The following is a 13,943-nucleotide window of genomic DNA, read 5'->3' as shown; positions in this document are numbered from 1 at the left end:
CTACTTGCCCTCCTCTACGTCCACATCGGCGAACGACGCCTGGTACGCGTCGAACTGGGCGCGCTCCTCGTCCACGAGCGCGTGTCCGTCCGCGTACACGTTCTCGAAGATGGCGAAGTGGTCCGGGTCGGGCATGGCACGCACCACTTCGCGCACTCGCCTTCCCAACGCCTCGCTCTCCGCTTCGAGTTCCGCGAAGAATCCCTCGTTCGTGTCCGTTTCGGACTCGAGGTAGCCGCGCAGACGCGCGATCGGGTCCTTCGCCTCCCAGGCCACCCGCTCGTCGTCGTGGCGGTAGCGGGTCGGGTCGTCGGAGGTGGTGTGGGCGCCCATGCGGTACGTGTACGCCTCCACCAGCGTGGGTCCCTCGCCCCGGCGGGCGCGCTCCAGCGCCCACTTGGTGACGGCGAGGCAGGCGAGGACGTCGTTGCCGTCGACGCGGACGCCCGGGAAACCGAAGCCCTGAGCACGCTGGTACAGCGGCACGCGCGTCTGCTTCTCCGTGGGCTCCGAGATGGCCCACTGGTTGTTCTGGCAGAAGAACACGACGGGCGCGTTGTAGACCGCCGAGAAGGTGAACGCCTCGGCGACGTCGCCCTGGCTGGAGGCCCCGTCCCCGAAGTAGGCGATGACCGCCGAGTCGGCGCCGTCCTTGGCGACGCCCATGGCGTAGCCGGTGGCGTGCAGCGTCTGGGAGCCGATGACGATCGTGTAGAGGTGGAAGTTGTTGCTGTTCGGGTCCCAGCCGCCGTTGTTCACGCCGCGGAACATGCCGAGCAGATTGGTCGGGTCGACGCCTCGGCACCAGGCGACGCCGTGCTCGCGATAGGTCGGGAAGACGTAGTCGTCCTCGCGGGTGGCCCGCCCGGAGCCGATCTGGGCGGCCTCTTGGCCGAGCAGCGAGGCCCACAGGCCCAGCTCGCCCTGACGCTGCAGGGAAGTGGCCTCGGCGTCGAAACGGCGGGTCAGCACCATGTCGCGGTACAGGCCACGCAGCTCGTCGGCCGTGATGTCGGCGACGAACGAGTCGTACTCGGCATTCTTGACGCGCTTGCCCTCGGGCGTCAGCAGCTGAACGAGTTCGGGCCGGCCGTCGGTCGGCTTCTTCGCAGTGGCGCGCCTGGTGCCGGTGGTACCGGCCGCCTTGCTGCCGGTGGTGCCGGTTTTGCCTGCGGCGCTGCGTCGCGGCTTGCGCGCGGCAGTGCTCTCCACGGTCACGTGTGCTCCTCCGTCGGTCCGGCCCCCGGGGTTGCCGAGGACTGGGGGTCCCCCCAGTCCTTGAGAGCCTGGGGGAGCGGCTCGCCTGATCCCGGTGCCCGTGCACGGGGTGGGTGCCCTTGGCCGGGAACAGACGTGACAGGTGCCCCGGCGAACGCCCTGCACGAGGCACGTTACCCAGTGCTCCACATTCCTGTGAAACCCCTATTGACCTGCGATTTTCCTTGGATTTCCAAGTAATTCGGTACTAGGGGGTCCAAGTAAGTCGCGTCCGTCGGGAACATCTGCTGGTCACAGCACTGGTCACAGCCTGGCAGGGGGGCCGGAACACCGGCACGTTATCCCGGCCACCCCGGCCACGGGAAGACTTCGCAGGGGGTGGGCCACTAGATCGCCTGGAGTAATTGCTCCATACGTGAAGGAGGCTGAATCGCCATATTTCTCTCGGGAACGGCGGCCGCAGAGCCCGCATGTGCGCGCATCGAGCCACAGTTCGGTTCTGTACATCCTGTGACCGTTAATGACCGTCCGTGACACGCCCGAGGTCAGCGGCTCGGCGGGCATGTGCCCCGGAACCGCCGACCCGGCCGCGATCGTCCGCCGGCTCACCACCGGGCAGTGCGCCTGGACACGGGAGTACGACGCGGCGTGCGAGGCGAACGTGGAACGCCCCGGGAGGCCACTCCACGAACGCCTCGGCTCACTGACCTTCTTCGCCGCCGATGGCACCGCTCGTGACCGCACCGGTGTCGCCGCCGCTGCCGTCGTCGGGCGACTCGTCCGGCGGAGGCGACTCCCCCCCGTCGTCCGAAGGCGTCGGATCCGCCGTCGTCGGATCCTCCTCCGTCGGCTGGCTCTGCGTCGGCTGGCTCTGCGTCGGCGACTGGCTGAAGGACGGAGACTGGGTGTACGACGGCGTGTAGCCGCCGCCGTTGTCACTGGAGCCGGTGTTCTCGTCCGTGGGCTCCTCGGTCACCTCGTCGCTGGGCGACTCGCTGGGGTCCTTGTCCTTGCTGGACGTCGAGGCCGTCGGCGACTTGGTGGTCCCGCCGCCGCCACCGGTGTTGTCGTTGCCGTTCAGCGCCAGCGCGACACCCGCCGAGACGGCGATCACCGCGAGGACCGCGAGGATCCACAGCTTGCCGCGGCCGCTGCCCCGGTTGCCCTGTCCCTCGAAGCCGCCGTCGTCGCGGCCGCCGCCACCGCCGTAGCCGGGCAGGATCGGCTGCGGGATCTGCGAGGTGCCCGACTCCCCGGGGTGCGGCATGACCGTCGTACCGGACATACCGCCCGGCGGTGTGTGCCGGCCCTCGTGCATGGTGACGGGCCCGGTGTTCCAGGTGCCGGTGTGGCCGCCCTGGTCGTACAGCATCTGCAGGCCGTACTGGACGAGGCCGCGCATCTCCTCGGCCGTCTGGAACCGGTCGTCCGGCTCCTTGGCGAGGGAGCGCATGACCAGGCCGTCGAGCTCCGGCGGCGCCGCGCCCTCCGAGACCTCGGAGGGCGGCACCGGGATGTCCTGGACGTGCTGGTAGACCACCGACAGCGGGGTCTCACCGATGAACGGCGGCCGCAGCGCGAGAAGTTCGTAGAGCAGACAGCCCGTGGCGTACAGGTCGGAGCGGTGGTCGACGGCCTTGCCGAGCGCCTGCTCCGGCGACAGGTACTGGGGCGTGCCCATGACCATGCCGGTCTGCGTCATCGTCGTCGACGCCCCGTGCAACGCGCGGGCGATGCCGAAGTCCATCACCTTCACCGCGCCGGTGGTGGTGATGATGACGTTCGCCGGCTTGATGTCGCGGTGCACGATGCCGTGCTGGTGCGAGTAGGCCAGCGCCTCGAGGACACCCGAGACGATGATCAGTGCCTGCTCGGGGCCGGGAGCCTCCGCGTTGATCAACAGGTCGCGGATGGTGCGGCCCTCGACCAGCTCCATGACGATGTACGGCACCGGGGTACCGTTCACGACATCTTCACCGGAGTCGTAGACCGCCACGATCGAGTGGTGGTTGAGACCGGCCACCGCCTGGGCCTCACGCGTGAAGCGGGCCTTGGAAATGGGGTCTTCGGCGAGGTCGGAGCGGAGCAACTTGACCGCGACCGTACGACCGAGGCGTACGTCCTCGGCCGCGAACACCTCGGCCATGCCGCCCCGGCCGAGTCTGTGGGTCATCCGGTACCGGCCGTCGCCGACAAGCCCGCCGTTGCCCCACAACTCCGGCGCGTCCGACATGCCGCCGCCAGTCGCCTCGGGGTCGGACGGGCCCTGAGAGCGCTGCTGCTGTGCCATCAGTCCTCGCCGTCATTTCTGCCCGCGGTCCGCGCGGTACTTGTTACGGTCTCCGTCGGCCACGCTACAGCCTTCACGCAACGGGCCGGTCCGAGTTGGATGCGCGGCCGGCAATCGGGGATCGCGACGGATTCACGGTGGATTCGAAGGCTGACCGGCCATGAAACCCGCAGCGCGCGCACTCGTGCAAGTTGTGTGTACCGGGCGTACGCCCCCTGTAACGCTTCCGCGACGCTTCTTTCGCGTACGGTCACGGATCGGGCACCGCGCTTGACGTGTCAGTGCCCTCGGGCAGACTTGGCCGGGAATAGCACAAAGGATCACCAGCATCATCAGGGATCACCGATCGCGAGAGCCACGCCAGCAGCTTTCGCGCGCGCCGATGGGGGACGCAGGAAGATGAGCCAGGACGCCGCACAGGGCCGGTACGCGGGGCGGTCGCTAGCCGGCGGCCGGTATCAGCTGCGGGACCTGCTCGGCGAGGGCGGCATGGCATCCGTCCACCTCGCGTACGACTCGGTGCTCGACCGACAGGTGGCGATCAAGACACTCCACACCGAGCTGGGTCGCGAACAGGCCTTCCGCGAGCGTTTCCGCCGCGAGGCCCAGGCCGTGGCGAAGCTCACCCACACGAACATCGTCTCGGTCTTCGACACCGGCGAGGACGAGATGGACGGCATGACGACGCCGTACATCGTCATGGAGTACATCGAGGGCAAGCCGCTCGGCTCGGTGCTCGACGCGGATGTCACCCAGCTCGGGGCGATGCCCGCCGACAAGGCGCTGAAGATCACCGCGGATGTGCTGGCCGCGCTGGAGATCAGCCACGAGATGGGCCTGGTCCACCGGGACATCAAGCCGGGCAACGTGATGATGACCAAGCGCAACATCGTGAAGGTCATGGACTTCGGCATCGCCCGCGCCATGCAGTCCGGTGTCACGTCGATGACCCAGACCGGCATGGTCGTCGGCACCCCGCAGTACCTCTCGCCCGAGCAGGCCCTCGGCCGCGGTGTGGACGCCCGCTCCGACCTGTACTCGGTCGGCATCATGCTCTTCCAACTGACCACCGGGCGGCTGCCGTTCGAGGCGGACTCGCCGCTGGCCATCGCGTATGCGCACGTCCAGGAGGAGCCGGTCGCTCCCTCCTCGATCAACCGTTCCCTGCCGCCGGCCGTGGACGCCATCATCGCCCGCGCTCTGAAGAAGAACCCGAACGAGCGGTTCCCGAGCGCCGAGGCGATGCGCGACGAGTGCCTGCGGGTCGCCGCGTCGCTCCAGCCCGTCGCGCCGAGCATCGTGCCGGGCGCGCAGACGTCCAGCGGCGCCGGCGTCTCCTCCGCGGTCTTCCCGCCCATCGACCAGACGGGCGCTCCGCAGTCGGGCAGCGTCCAGACGCCGTACCAGCCGCACGCGCAGACAGGCGGCGGGTACGGCCCGCCGACGCCCGCCCCCGCTCCGACGCCCGCCCCGTCCTACGGCTACCCGCAGCAGGGTGGCTACCAGACGCCGCCGCAGACCGCCGCGTACTCGCCGCAGCAGGGGGCGTCCACCCCGCCGCCGTACAACATCGCGCCCCAGCAGTCCTCGCTGTCGGCGGGACGTTCCGGGGGCGGGAAGAACAACAGGGGCGTGATCGTGGGGGCGGTCGTCGTGTCGCTCGTCGCGATCGGCGGCTTGATCACGGCGCTCAGCCTGAGCAGCGGCACCGAGTCCGAGGGCGGTGACAGCGGCGCGAACGCGTCGGCCTCGCCGACCGTGGTCGAGGGGCACAAGGGGCCGGACACGTCGAAGGTCATCGACTCGACCGAGTGCACGGAGCCCACGGAGTCGTACAACGACCCCGCCAAGATCGAGCTGCCGGACTTCACCTTCAAAAACATCGACTCGGTGAAGAAGTGCTTCCAGGCGGCGGGCTGGCAGTACGACGTCCAGGACGTCGACGAGAACACGTACGGCGAGGGCACGGTCATGGAGCAGTACCCGACGGCCGACGAGGACGTCGACCCCAAGGACATGCCCTCGATCATCCTCAAGGTCTCGACGGGCAACCCGGCCTGAGGCCAGGGGCCCTGTCGCCCCTTGTCACTTGTCGTAAGAAGGGCCCGGCACTTCGCGTGCCGGGCCCTTTGCGTACGTACGGTGGGGGTTGAGCGGAGGCTAGAGGTACGGGCCGCCCGAGCGGCCGAGCGTGCGCGGGTCGTCGTCGCCGTCCTGGCCGCCGACGCCGGGCGGGAGGGCGCGGCGCATCTGCTCCAACTGGGCCCGGGCGGCCATCTGCTGGGCGAACAGCGTCGTCTGGATCCCGTGGAAGAGACCTTCGAGCCAGCCGACCAACTGGGCCTGGGCGATCCGCAGTTCCGCGTCGCTCGGGATCGCCTCGTCCGTGAAGGGCAGGGAGAGCCGCTCCAACTCCTCGACCAGTTCGGGCGCCAGACCGTCCTCGAGTTCCTTGACGGAGCTGGCGTGGATCTCCTTCAGCCGGGCCCGGCTGGCCTCGTCGAGGGGGGCCACCCGTACCTCTTCGAGCAGCTGCTTGATCATGCTGCCGATGCGCATGACCTTGGCCGGTTGTTCCACCATCTCCGTCACCGGGACCTCGCGGGAGTCCTCGTCTCCTCCGCCGCCGCCCACCGCCATGCCGTCCTGGCCCACGACCAGGATCTGGGGCTGTTCGGGCGACCGTTCGTTCCTCGGCATCTCCATGCCGCCATTCTCTCGCACACGTACACCTCACCACCGTGCTGCCCCCGACGCAGCGTGATCCACCGTTTACGTACCAGCCATTCGTGTCATGGCTTGGATCGGCGACTGCCCGGGGGGCCGGTTGTACATCGGCCCGGTTCGGCATCGGGTGGGGCTGGGTCGGGGCTTGGCAGGCGGATTCCGGCGTGCCGGGGGGCTGGGGGCGTGTGACGCTGAGGGCGTGGCTTCTTGGCTTCGATCGGTGCGTGTGACAGGGCTGGTTCTCGTCACAGGGATGCTCGTGGTCCTGGTGGCGGGGGCCGGGCCGGCCACGTACGCCGCCGAGCCCGACCCCTCCACCTCCTGGGCCGGCAGCCGCGCGGGCGAGGGGCGGGAGCGGCCGGGGCGGCAGGACGCCGGTCCCGTGGAACCGGAGGGCGAGGACGACGCGTACGCGCCGGAAGAGCCCGGCGCGGATCCGGACGGCCCCGGCACGACCATCGCCCCCGAACCGTCCGAGAACGCCGCCCTGCCCGTCCCGCCCGGCCCACCCGGGTCCGGCAGCGAAACCGTCGAGGAACCCGTCCTCCCGGCCCTCGCCCTCGGCAGCGGCCTCATGCTGATGGGCCTGGGCCTCGGCCTGGCCTTCGTGGGGCTGCGGATACGCCGGGACTGAGCCGGGCTTACCTTCGGCTACGGACACCGGGGACTGAGCGGGCTGCGGCGGGCCTGGCCTGGGGCTGAGGCGGGCTCGGTGGTCCGCCGCGCCGCCCGATCGCTCGGTCGCCCGTTCGGCCTTCCGACGGCGGGCAGGCCGGGGCGGCTTCCCGCCGTACTCCCCCGGGCCGGCCCGTCTACGGCACGACCAGAAGCACCTTCCCCACGTGACCGCTCTCCTCCAGCACCCGATGGGCCGTGCCCGCGTCGTTCATGGGGATCTCGCGGTCGACGACCGGGCGGACGTGGCCGCCGCCGACCAGCGGCCACACATGTTCGCGTACGGCGGCGACGATGGTGGTCTTCTCCTCCAGCGGCCGGGCCCGCAGCGAGGTCGCGCTGATCGCCGCGCGCTTGGCGAGAAGGGCGCCGATGTTCAGTTCACCCTTGATGCCGCCCTGCATGCCGATGATCGCGAGGCGGCCGTTGACGGCGAGGACGCGGACGTTGCGGTCGAGGTACTTGGCGCCCATGTTGTCGAGGATGACGTCCGCGCCCTTGCCGTCGGTGGCCTTCCGGACCTCCTCGACGAAGTCCTGCTCGCGGTAGTTGACCAGAACGTCCGCGCCCAGGGCGGCGCACTGTGCGAGCTTCTCCTCGGTCCCCGCGGTGACGGCGACCTTCGCACCGACGGCCTTCGCCAACTGGATGGCCATCGTGCCGATGCCGCTGGAGCCGCCGTGCACGAGAAGGGTCTCACCGGGGCGCAGATGGGCGATCATGAAGACGTTCGACCAGACCGTGCACGTCACCTCGGGCAGCGCGGCGGCGTGGTTGAGGTCGAGGCCGGACGGCACGGGCAGCAGCTGGCCGGCCGGGGCGACGACCTTCTCCGCGTAGCCGCCGCCCGAGAGCAGCGCGCACACCTCGTCGCCGACGCTCCATCCGGACACGCCGGGGCCGATCTCCGCGATCCGTCCGGAACACTCCAGGCCGGGATAGGGGGAGGCGCCGGGCGGTGGGTCGTAGAAGCCCTGCCGCTGGAGCAGGTCGGCGCGGTTCACGGCGCTCGCCGCCACCTCGATGAGGACTTCGCCCTCACCGGGCACCGGGTCGGGGACCTCGTCCCACACCAGCGCCTCGGGTCCACCGGGTTGGGGAATCGTGATCGCATGCATGAGAGGGACGCTACTCCCCGCCCTCCACGCCGTGCCCCCGGTCCCGGCGGCCTTATATCCCCCCGATCCCAGGAGCCTTGTATCCCCCCGATCCCGGCAGCTCTGTATCCCCCGGTCCCGGCGGCCTTGCATCTGCCAGGTTCCCGGCGGCCTTGCTCCCCCTGCCTCGACAGCCACCCGTTCCCCGAACCCTGCCGACCCACCCCACATCCCCGGTCCGACGCCACTACGTCGTTGGTCCGGTCCCGCTGCGCCCTTGGTCCTAATTGGGGTGCGATCTGGCTCCATCGGCGAGACCGTGGAGACCCTACGGCCGCAGGGTTCCCGCTTCCGGACGCGCTTCGCCCCGATGGCGAAGCAGCCGACGGAGTCGTGATGGCCCGCGCGGCGACCGATGAGTTTCGGCGGTCCCGGTGGTCTCCCCTTGCGTAGCCCCGGACACGGGCCCCGTACGCGGAAGGATCTCAGACATGAGCGCACAGACATCCGGCCTCGCGATCGAGACCGCGGGTCTGGTCAAGACGTTCGGCGAGACCCGGGCCGTCGACGGCGTCGACCTGGCCGTGCCGGCCGGCACGGTCTACGGCGTCCTCGGCCCGAACGGCGCCGGCAAGACGACCACGGTGAAGATGCTCGCCACCCTGCTGCGACCCGACGGCGGTCAGGCGCATGTCTTCGGTCACGACGTCGTCCGGGAGGCCGACGAGGTACGCGGCCGGGTGAGCCTGACCGGGCAGTACGCCTCCGTGGACGAGGACCTGACCGGCACCGAGAACCTGGTGCTGCTCGCCCGTCTCCTCGGCCACGACAAACGCGCGGCCCGGCTCCGTGCCGAGCAGCTGCTGGAAGCCTTCGGGCTGAGCGAGGCGGCCGGGAAACAGGTCAAGCACTACTCGGGCGGCATGCGGCGCCGTATCGACATCGCCGCGTCCATCCTCAACACCCCCGATCTGCTGTTCCTGGACGAGCCGACGACCGGCCTCGACCCGCGCAGCCGCAACCAGGTGTGGGACATCGTGCGCGCGGTGGTCGCCCAGGGCACGACGGTGCTGCTGACCACGCAGTATCTGGACGAGGCCGACCAGCTGGCGTCCCGGATCGCGGTCATCGACCAGGGCAAGGTGATCGCGGAGGGCACCAAGGGTGAGCTGAAGGCGTCCGTGGGCGCCGGTTCCGTCCATCTGCGGCTGCGCGACGCGGCCCAGCGACCGCAGGCTGAGGAGGTGCTGCGGCTCGCGCTGGACGCCGATGTGCAGCGCGAGCCGGACCCGGTGGCGCTGACGGCACGCGTCGGCACGGGGTCGGCCAACGGCCAGGGTGCCGCCGAGGCGGCCGCCCGCGCGCTCGCCGAGCTGGCCCGTAGCGGCATCACCGTCGACAACTTCTCGCTGGGGCAACCCAGCCTGGACGAGGTCTTCCTCGCCCTCACCGGACACGACACGAAGGCCCACGACTCCAAGGTCGTCAACACGAAGGACGAGGCGGCGGCATGAGCACCGCGACCACCACCGACAGCAAGGAACTCGCCCCCGTCAGCGCCGAGTCACTCGCCGCGCTGCTGATCGCCAAGGACCGGCCGCCGCGGCCCAGCGCCCTGTCGGCGTCGCTGACCTTCGGCTGGCGGGCCATGCTCAAGATCAAACACGTGCCGGAGCAGCTCTTCGACGTCACCGCCTTCCCGATCATGATGGTGCTGATGTACACGTACCTCTTCGGCGGTGCGCTGGCCGGTTCGCCGAAGGAGTACATCCAGTTCCTGCTGCCGGGCATCCTGGTGATGTCGGTCGTGATGATCACGATGTACACCGGCGTCTCGGTCAACACGGACATCGAGAAGGGTGTCTTCGACCGGTTCCGCTCGCTGCCGATCTGGCGGCCGTCGACGATGGTCGGCTATCTGCTGGGCGACGCCCTGCGCTACGCGATCGCGTCCGTGGTGATGCTCACCGTCGGCATGATCCTCGGCTACCGCCCGGACGGCGGGGTGGTGGGCGTGGTCGCCGGGGTCGCGCTGCTCATCGTCTTCTCGTTCGCCTTCTCGTGGATCTGGACGATGTTCGGCCTCATGCTGCGCACCGAGAAGTCCGTGATGGGCGTCAGCATGATGGTGATCTTCCCGCTGACCTTCCTGTCCAACGTCTTCGTCGACCCGAAGACCATGCCCGGCTGGCTCCAGGCGTTCGTCAACAACAGCCCGGTCACGCATCTGGCCTCGGCGGTGCGCGAGTTGATGGCGGGCGAGTGGCCGACCGCGGAGATCGCCTGGACGCTGGGCTGGTCCGCCCTGTTCGTGCTGATCTTCGGGCCGATCACCATGCGGCTGTACAACCGCAAGTAGCGATCCGCCCGGACCGGTCGGGGCATGCGTTGAGGGCGCCCCGGGGAGCACATCCCCCGGGGCGCCCTCTTGTCGTTGCCCTACGGCAGGTGCTTGGTCTCCGGGGTCACCTTCGTGCTCGGTGTGGCGCGGACGATCGTGATGAGCCGGTCCGTCAACTGGAGCTCTCCGATGGACGGATCGTCGTAACCGAGCACCCGGTGTCCGCGCAGCACGCTGACCACCAGGTCCTCCGTCTCCCGCACGCCACGCCCCACCTCGGCCTTTATGACCGGCCGTTCGGCGATGTCGAGCCCGCTGCCCTGCTGGATGAGGTCCTCCATGACCATGCCGGCGGCGGGGCTGAGCACGGAGAGCCCGAGGAGCCGTCCGGCCGCGCTGGCGCTGGTGATGACGACGTCGGCCCCAGACTGCTTCAGCAGCGGCGCGTTCTCCTCCTCGCGTACGGCGGCCACGATCTTCGCCCCGCGGTTGAGCTGGCGAGCCGTCAGCGCGACCAGCACGGCGGTGTCGTCCCGCGCGGTCGAGATGATGATCTGTCGTGCCTTCTGCAGCTCGGCCCGCAACAGCACATCACTGCGCGTCGCATCGCCGACGACCCCTGTGTACCCCTCGGCTGCCGCCGCCTCGATGGCCTTCGAGCTGGGGTCCACGACGACGACCTGCTCCTTCTTCAAACCCGTCGCACAGACGGTCTGGACTGCCGACCGCCCCTTCGTCCCCCAGCCAACGACAACGGTGTGCTCCCTCAAGGCCGCCCTCCAGCGGTTCAGTCGCCATTCCTCGCGCGTGCGCTCCGTGAGGACCTCCAGCGTGGTGCCGACCAGAATGATCAGGAACAGCACACGCAGCGGCGTGATCACGAAGATGTTGGTGAATCGGGCGGCATCACTGACCGGCGTGATGTCGCCGTACCCGGTGGTGGAGAGGGTGACGGTGGCGTAGTAGAACGCGTCGAGCAGATCGACCGACCCGTCGGAGTTGTCGTTGTAGCCCTCATGGTCGGCGTAGACGATGAACGCGGTCCCGACCAGCACGAACAGTGCCATCGCCAACCGTTTGGCGACCTGGCGGATCGGCCGCTCGACCTCCCTCTTCGGCAGTCTCACCTGGTGGGTCACGTGACGCTCGTCCGCGTTGCGGGCGATCGCGTCATGGCCCGACAGTTTCACGTGAAACACTCCCCGTTTCGACGTACATCCCCTGGCTGTACCGCGCCCCCGTCGGCCCGTTGTTTCACGTGAAACACCGTTGGTCGCATGCCCCATCGGGCATATGGATGTTTCACGTGAAACACACCTGGATCCCCGCTGTCGCCCAGGGCAGGTCGAGCAGCTCCAGCTCCTGCCCCGAGCGGGCACCACCGGGCGGTACGACGGCAAGGGCATCGGCGGTGGCGATGCCGCGGAGCATAGCGGGGCCGTTGTAGTGCAGCGGCACGGCGTCGTCGCCACGCAGGGCGACGGGGATGAGCCTGGTGTCGTACGGATGCCCATGGACCGCCTCTCGCAGGGGCATCGTGTACGGCTCCGGAGCGGCGCGTCCGGCCAGGGTCCGCAGCAGGGGCTCGGCGAGTGTGAACAGCCCGGAGACGGCGGCCAGCGGGTTGCCGGGCAGGCCCACGAGATGCTGGTCCTGCTTGATGCGAGCCAGCAGCATGGGGTGGCCCGGGCGCACCTTCACGCCGTCGACGAGGAGTTCCGCGCCGACACGGCGCAGGGTGGGGTGGACATGGTCGACGGGTCCGGAAGCCGTGCCGCCCGTGGTGACGATGAGGTCGGCGGAGGACTTCTGCACGGCCCGGTACAGGGCTTCGGCGTCGTCCCCGAGGCGGCGTACGGCGGTGACCTCCGCGCCGAGTGCCCGGAGCCAGGGCGGCAACATCGGGCCGAGAGCGTCCCGGATCAGGCCCCCGCGCGGGAGCCCGTCGCTGAGCAGTTCGTCGCCCAGGACGAGCAGTTCGACGCGCGGACGGGGGAGCACCGCCAAGGTGTCGTACCCGGCGGCGGCCGCCAGCCCGAGCGCGGCCGGGGTGATCTGCGTGCCGAGGGGCAGCAGTTGGTCGCCGTTGCGGCACTCCTGGCCCCGTGGGCGGATGTCCTGTCCGTGGGCCAGGTCCCGGGTCGGGTGCAACCGCCCCTTGTCGTCGGTCCGTCCGTGCTCGCTGCGCAGAACGGCGGTCGTGTCGGACGGGATGCGGGCGCCGGTGGCGATACGGGCCGCCTCCCCGTCCGTGAGCCGTCCGGGCTCGGCGTGCCCTGCCAGCACGCCGTCCTCCCGTACGTCCCAGGGGCCGGGGCCCGCGACCGCCCAGCCGTCCATCGCGGAGGTGTCGAAGGAGGGGAGGTCGGTGAGGGCGGTGAGGGGGGCGGCGAGGACGAGGCCGAGGGCGTTGTCGACGGTGACGGACACGGGGGACCGTCCTCCGGCCGAGCGGGCGGCGCGTTCGGCGACGGCTCGGGCCTCGGGCCAGGAGGTGGCCTTGTGGTGGGAGTCGTCCTCGGCCCGGTGCGCGTCGGCCTGTCCGGTCGTGGGGGTTTCGCGGGAGACGCGGGGTTGGCCCGGCCCGCGGGCGGCCCTGTCGTTGGCCACGGCCAGCGCCTCCTCCACGTCGAGTTCTTCGGCGTCCTGGGCGGTCATCCGGCGTCCGGTGCGGTGTCCGGACCGGGCGCGGCGTCCGGCTTGGCGTCGGGGCTGTCCTCGTCGGACCAGCGCAGGGCCAGAGCGGCGGCCTTGCGGGCGGCCTCGGTGACCGCTTCGGGGCCTCCTCCGGCCTTGGCTGCGGCGTAGCCGACGAGGAACGTGGTCAGCGGGGCGGCCGGCCGGGCCACGTTGTGGGCGGCGTCACGGGCGAGGTCGAGCAGCTCGGTGATGTCGACGTCGAGGTCGATCCCCAGCTCGTCCTTGACTGCGGAAATCCATTCATCCAACACGTGGCCATGCTCCCTGATCCGTGCGCGGGCGGCGGCGATGTCGTCCCAGGTGTCGCAGTCGAAGGACGCGACGGGGTCGGTGAGGCGGGTGAGGCGCAGCGCGGCGGTCAGCCGCCGAAGGGGAAGCCCGGTCAGGCCGTCGTGCTCGGCGGCGAGCCGCGCCAGCTCCCGGCGCAGGGCTGCGGCCCGATAGGCGGCGACGAGGGGCTGGTCCCGCCCGTCGGGGTCGGTGACCAGGACGCCGTCGGCGAGGTCCGTACCGTCCCGCAGAGTGCCGAGCAGCCGCCGTACCGTCTCCTCGTCCAGGAACGGCAGGTCGGCGGAGAGGGCCACGACGTACGGCGCTGTGGTGTGACGGAGTCCGGCGTCCAGCGCGGCGAGGGGGCCGCCGCCGGGGGGTTCCTCACGGGCCCACAGGACGGGCCGCGCGGTGCGGCGGGGGTCGGCGACGACGACGGTCGTCCGGGCCCCGGCGCAGGCGGCCAGCACCCGGTCGAGCAAGGCTCGGCCTCCCACGCGCACGGCGGGTTTGTCGGCGCCGCCGAGCCGCCGGGCAGCGCCGCCGGCGAGCACGACGGCGTCGAACGCCTCGGTACCGGGGCCACCCGGGGGCTCGTACGCGGTCACCCTCCGAGTATGCGTGT

11 protein-coding genes are annotated in these 13,943 nt (G+C 70.4%); 4 read left to right on the top strand and 7 right to left on the bottom strand.

Annotated features, from left to right (window positions below; all coding sequences use genetic code 11):
• Both pdhA and ACWD26_RS05845 read right to left on the bottom strand, forming a co-directional pair.
• Entirely contained in the window at nt 1–1,218 is a 1,218-nt protein-coding gene (gene pdhA, locus ACWD26_RS05850) for a pyruvate dehydrogenase (acetyl-transferring) E1 component subunit alpha (RefSeq protein ID WP_451266552.1), read from the bottom strand.
• A 700-nt stretch (nt 1,219–1,918) separates the two neighbouring features.
• Nucleotides 1,919–3,508: a protein kinase domain-containing protein gene (locus ACWD26_RS05845; RefSeq protein ID WP_451266550.1), complete on the bottom strand. Its 1,590-nt coding sequence runs from the start codon at nt 3,506–3,508 to the stop codon at nt 1,919–1,921.
• Between the two features lie 399 nt (nt 3,509–3,907).
• Here ACWD26_RS05845 and ACWD26_RS05840 point away from each other — a divergent pair, with 399 nt between their 5' ends.
• Nucleotides 3,908–5,569 (top strand): protein kinase domain-containing protein, encoded by a 1,662-nt coding sequence (locus tag ACWD26_RS05840; protein ID WP_451266548.1) that lies wholly within the window; start codon nt 3,908–3,910, stop codon nt 5,567–5,569.
• 99 nt (nt 5,570–5,668) lie between these two features.
• Here the strand turns inward: ACWD26_RS05840 and ACWD26_RS05835 are convergent, their stop codons facing one another.
• A complete protein-coding gene (locus ACWD26_RS05835; protein ID WP_451266546.1) occupies nt 5,669–6,214 on the bottom strand; it encodes a bacterial proteasome activator family protein in 546 nt (181 codons plus the stop codon).
• A gap of 247 nt (nt 6,215–6,461) precedes the next feature.
• Between ACWD26_RS05835 and ACWD26_RS05830 the strand changes: the two genes are divergently transcribed.
• Nucleotides 6,462–6,869: a hypothetical protein gene (locus ACWD26_RS05830; protein WP_451266544.1), complete on the top strand. Its 408-nt coding sequence runs from the start codon at nt 6,462–6,464 to the stop codon at nt 6,867–6,869.
• A 178-nt stretch (nt 6,870–7,047) separates the two neighbouring features.
• Here the strand turns inward: ACWD26_RS05830 and ACWD26_RS05825 are convergent, their stop codons facing one another.
• Nucleotides 7,048–8,028: an NAD(P)H-quinone oxidoreductase gene (locus ACWD26_RS05825; RefSeq protein WP_451266542.1), complete on the bottom strand. Its 981-nt coding sequence runs from the start codon at nt 8,026–8,028 to the stop codon at nt 7,048–7,050.
• A gap of 470 nt (nt 8,029–8,498) precedes the next feature.
• Between ACWD26_RS05825 and ACWD26_RS05820 the strand changes: the two genes are divergently transcribed.
• Both ACWD26_RS05820 and ACWD26_RS05815 read left to right on the top strand, forming a co-directional pair.
• A complete protein-coding gene (locus tag ACWD26_RS05820; protein WP_451266540.1) occupies nt 8,499–9,521 on the top strand; it encodes an ATP-binding cassette domain-containing protein in 1,023 nt (340 codons plus the stop codon).
• A complete protein-coding gene (locus ACWD26_RS05815) occupies nt 9,518–10,366 on the top strand; it encodes an ABC transporter permease (RefSeq protein WP_451266538.1) in 849 nt (282 codons plus the stop codon). Before ACWD26_RS05820 ends, ACWD26_RS05815 begins: the two co-directional genes overlap by 4 nt.
• 80 nt (nt 10,367–10,446) lie before the next feature.
• On the opposite strand, the gene ACWD26_RS05810 is transcribed toward ACWD26_RS05815, so the two are convergent.
• The 3 genes from ACWD26_RS05810 to ACWD26_RS05800 all read right to left on the bottom strand — a co-directional run bounded on the left by ACWD26_RS05810 (nt 10,447) and on the right by ACWD26_RS05800 (nt 13,926).
• Complete coding sequence (locus ACWD26_RS05810) at nt 10,447–11,538, bottom strand: potassium channel family protein (RefSeq protein WP_451266536.1); 1,092 nt, start codon at nt 11,536–11,538, stop codon at nt 10,447–10,449.
• A 112-nt stretch (nt 11,539–11,650) separates the two neighbouring features.
• Complete coding sequence (locus tag ACWD26_RS05805; RefSeq protein WP_451266534.1) at nt 11,651–13,006, bottom strand: molybdopterin molybdotransferase MoeA; 1,356 nt, start codon at nt 13,004–13,006, stop codon at nt 11,651–11,653.
• Nucleotides 13,003–13,926, bottom strand: a complete 924-nt coding sequence (locus tag ACWD26_RS05800) for an NTP transferase domain-containing protein (protein WP_451266532.1) — start codon at nt 13,924–13,926, stop codon at nt 13,003–13,005. Before ACWD26_RS05800 ends, ACWD26_RS05805 begins: the two co-directional genes overlap by 4 nt.
• Between the last annotated feature and the right edge of the window lie 17 nt (nt 13,927–13,943).

It is taken from the genome of Streptomyces sp. NPDC002787 (genome assembly GCF_053592095.1).
Note: the sequence above shows the minus strand (reverse complement) of the source record. Positions and strands in the feature narration are given on the sequence as shown.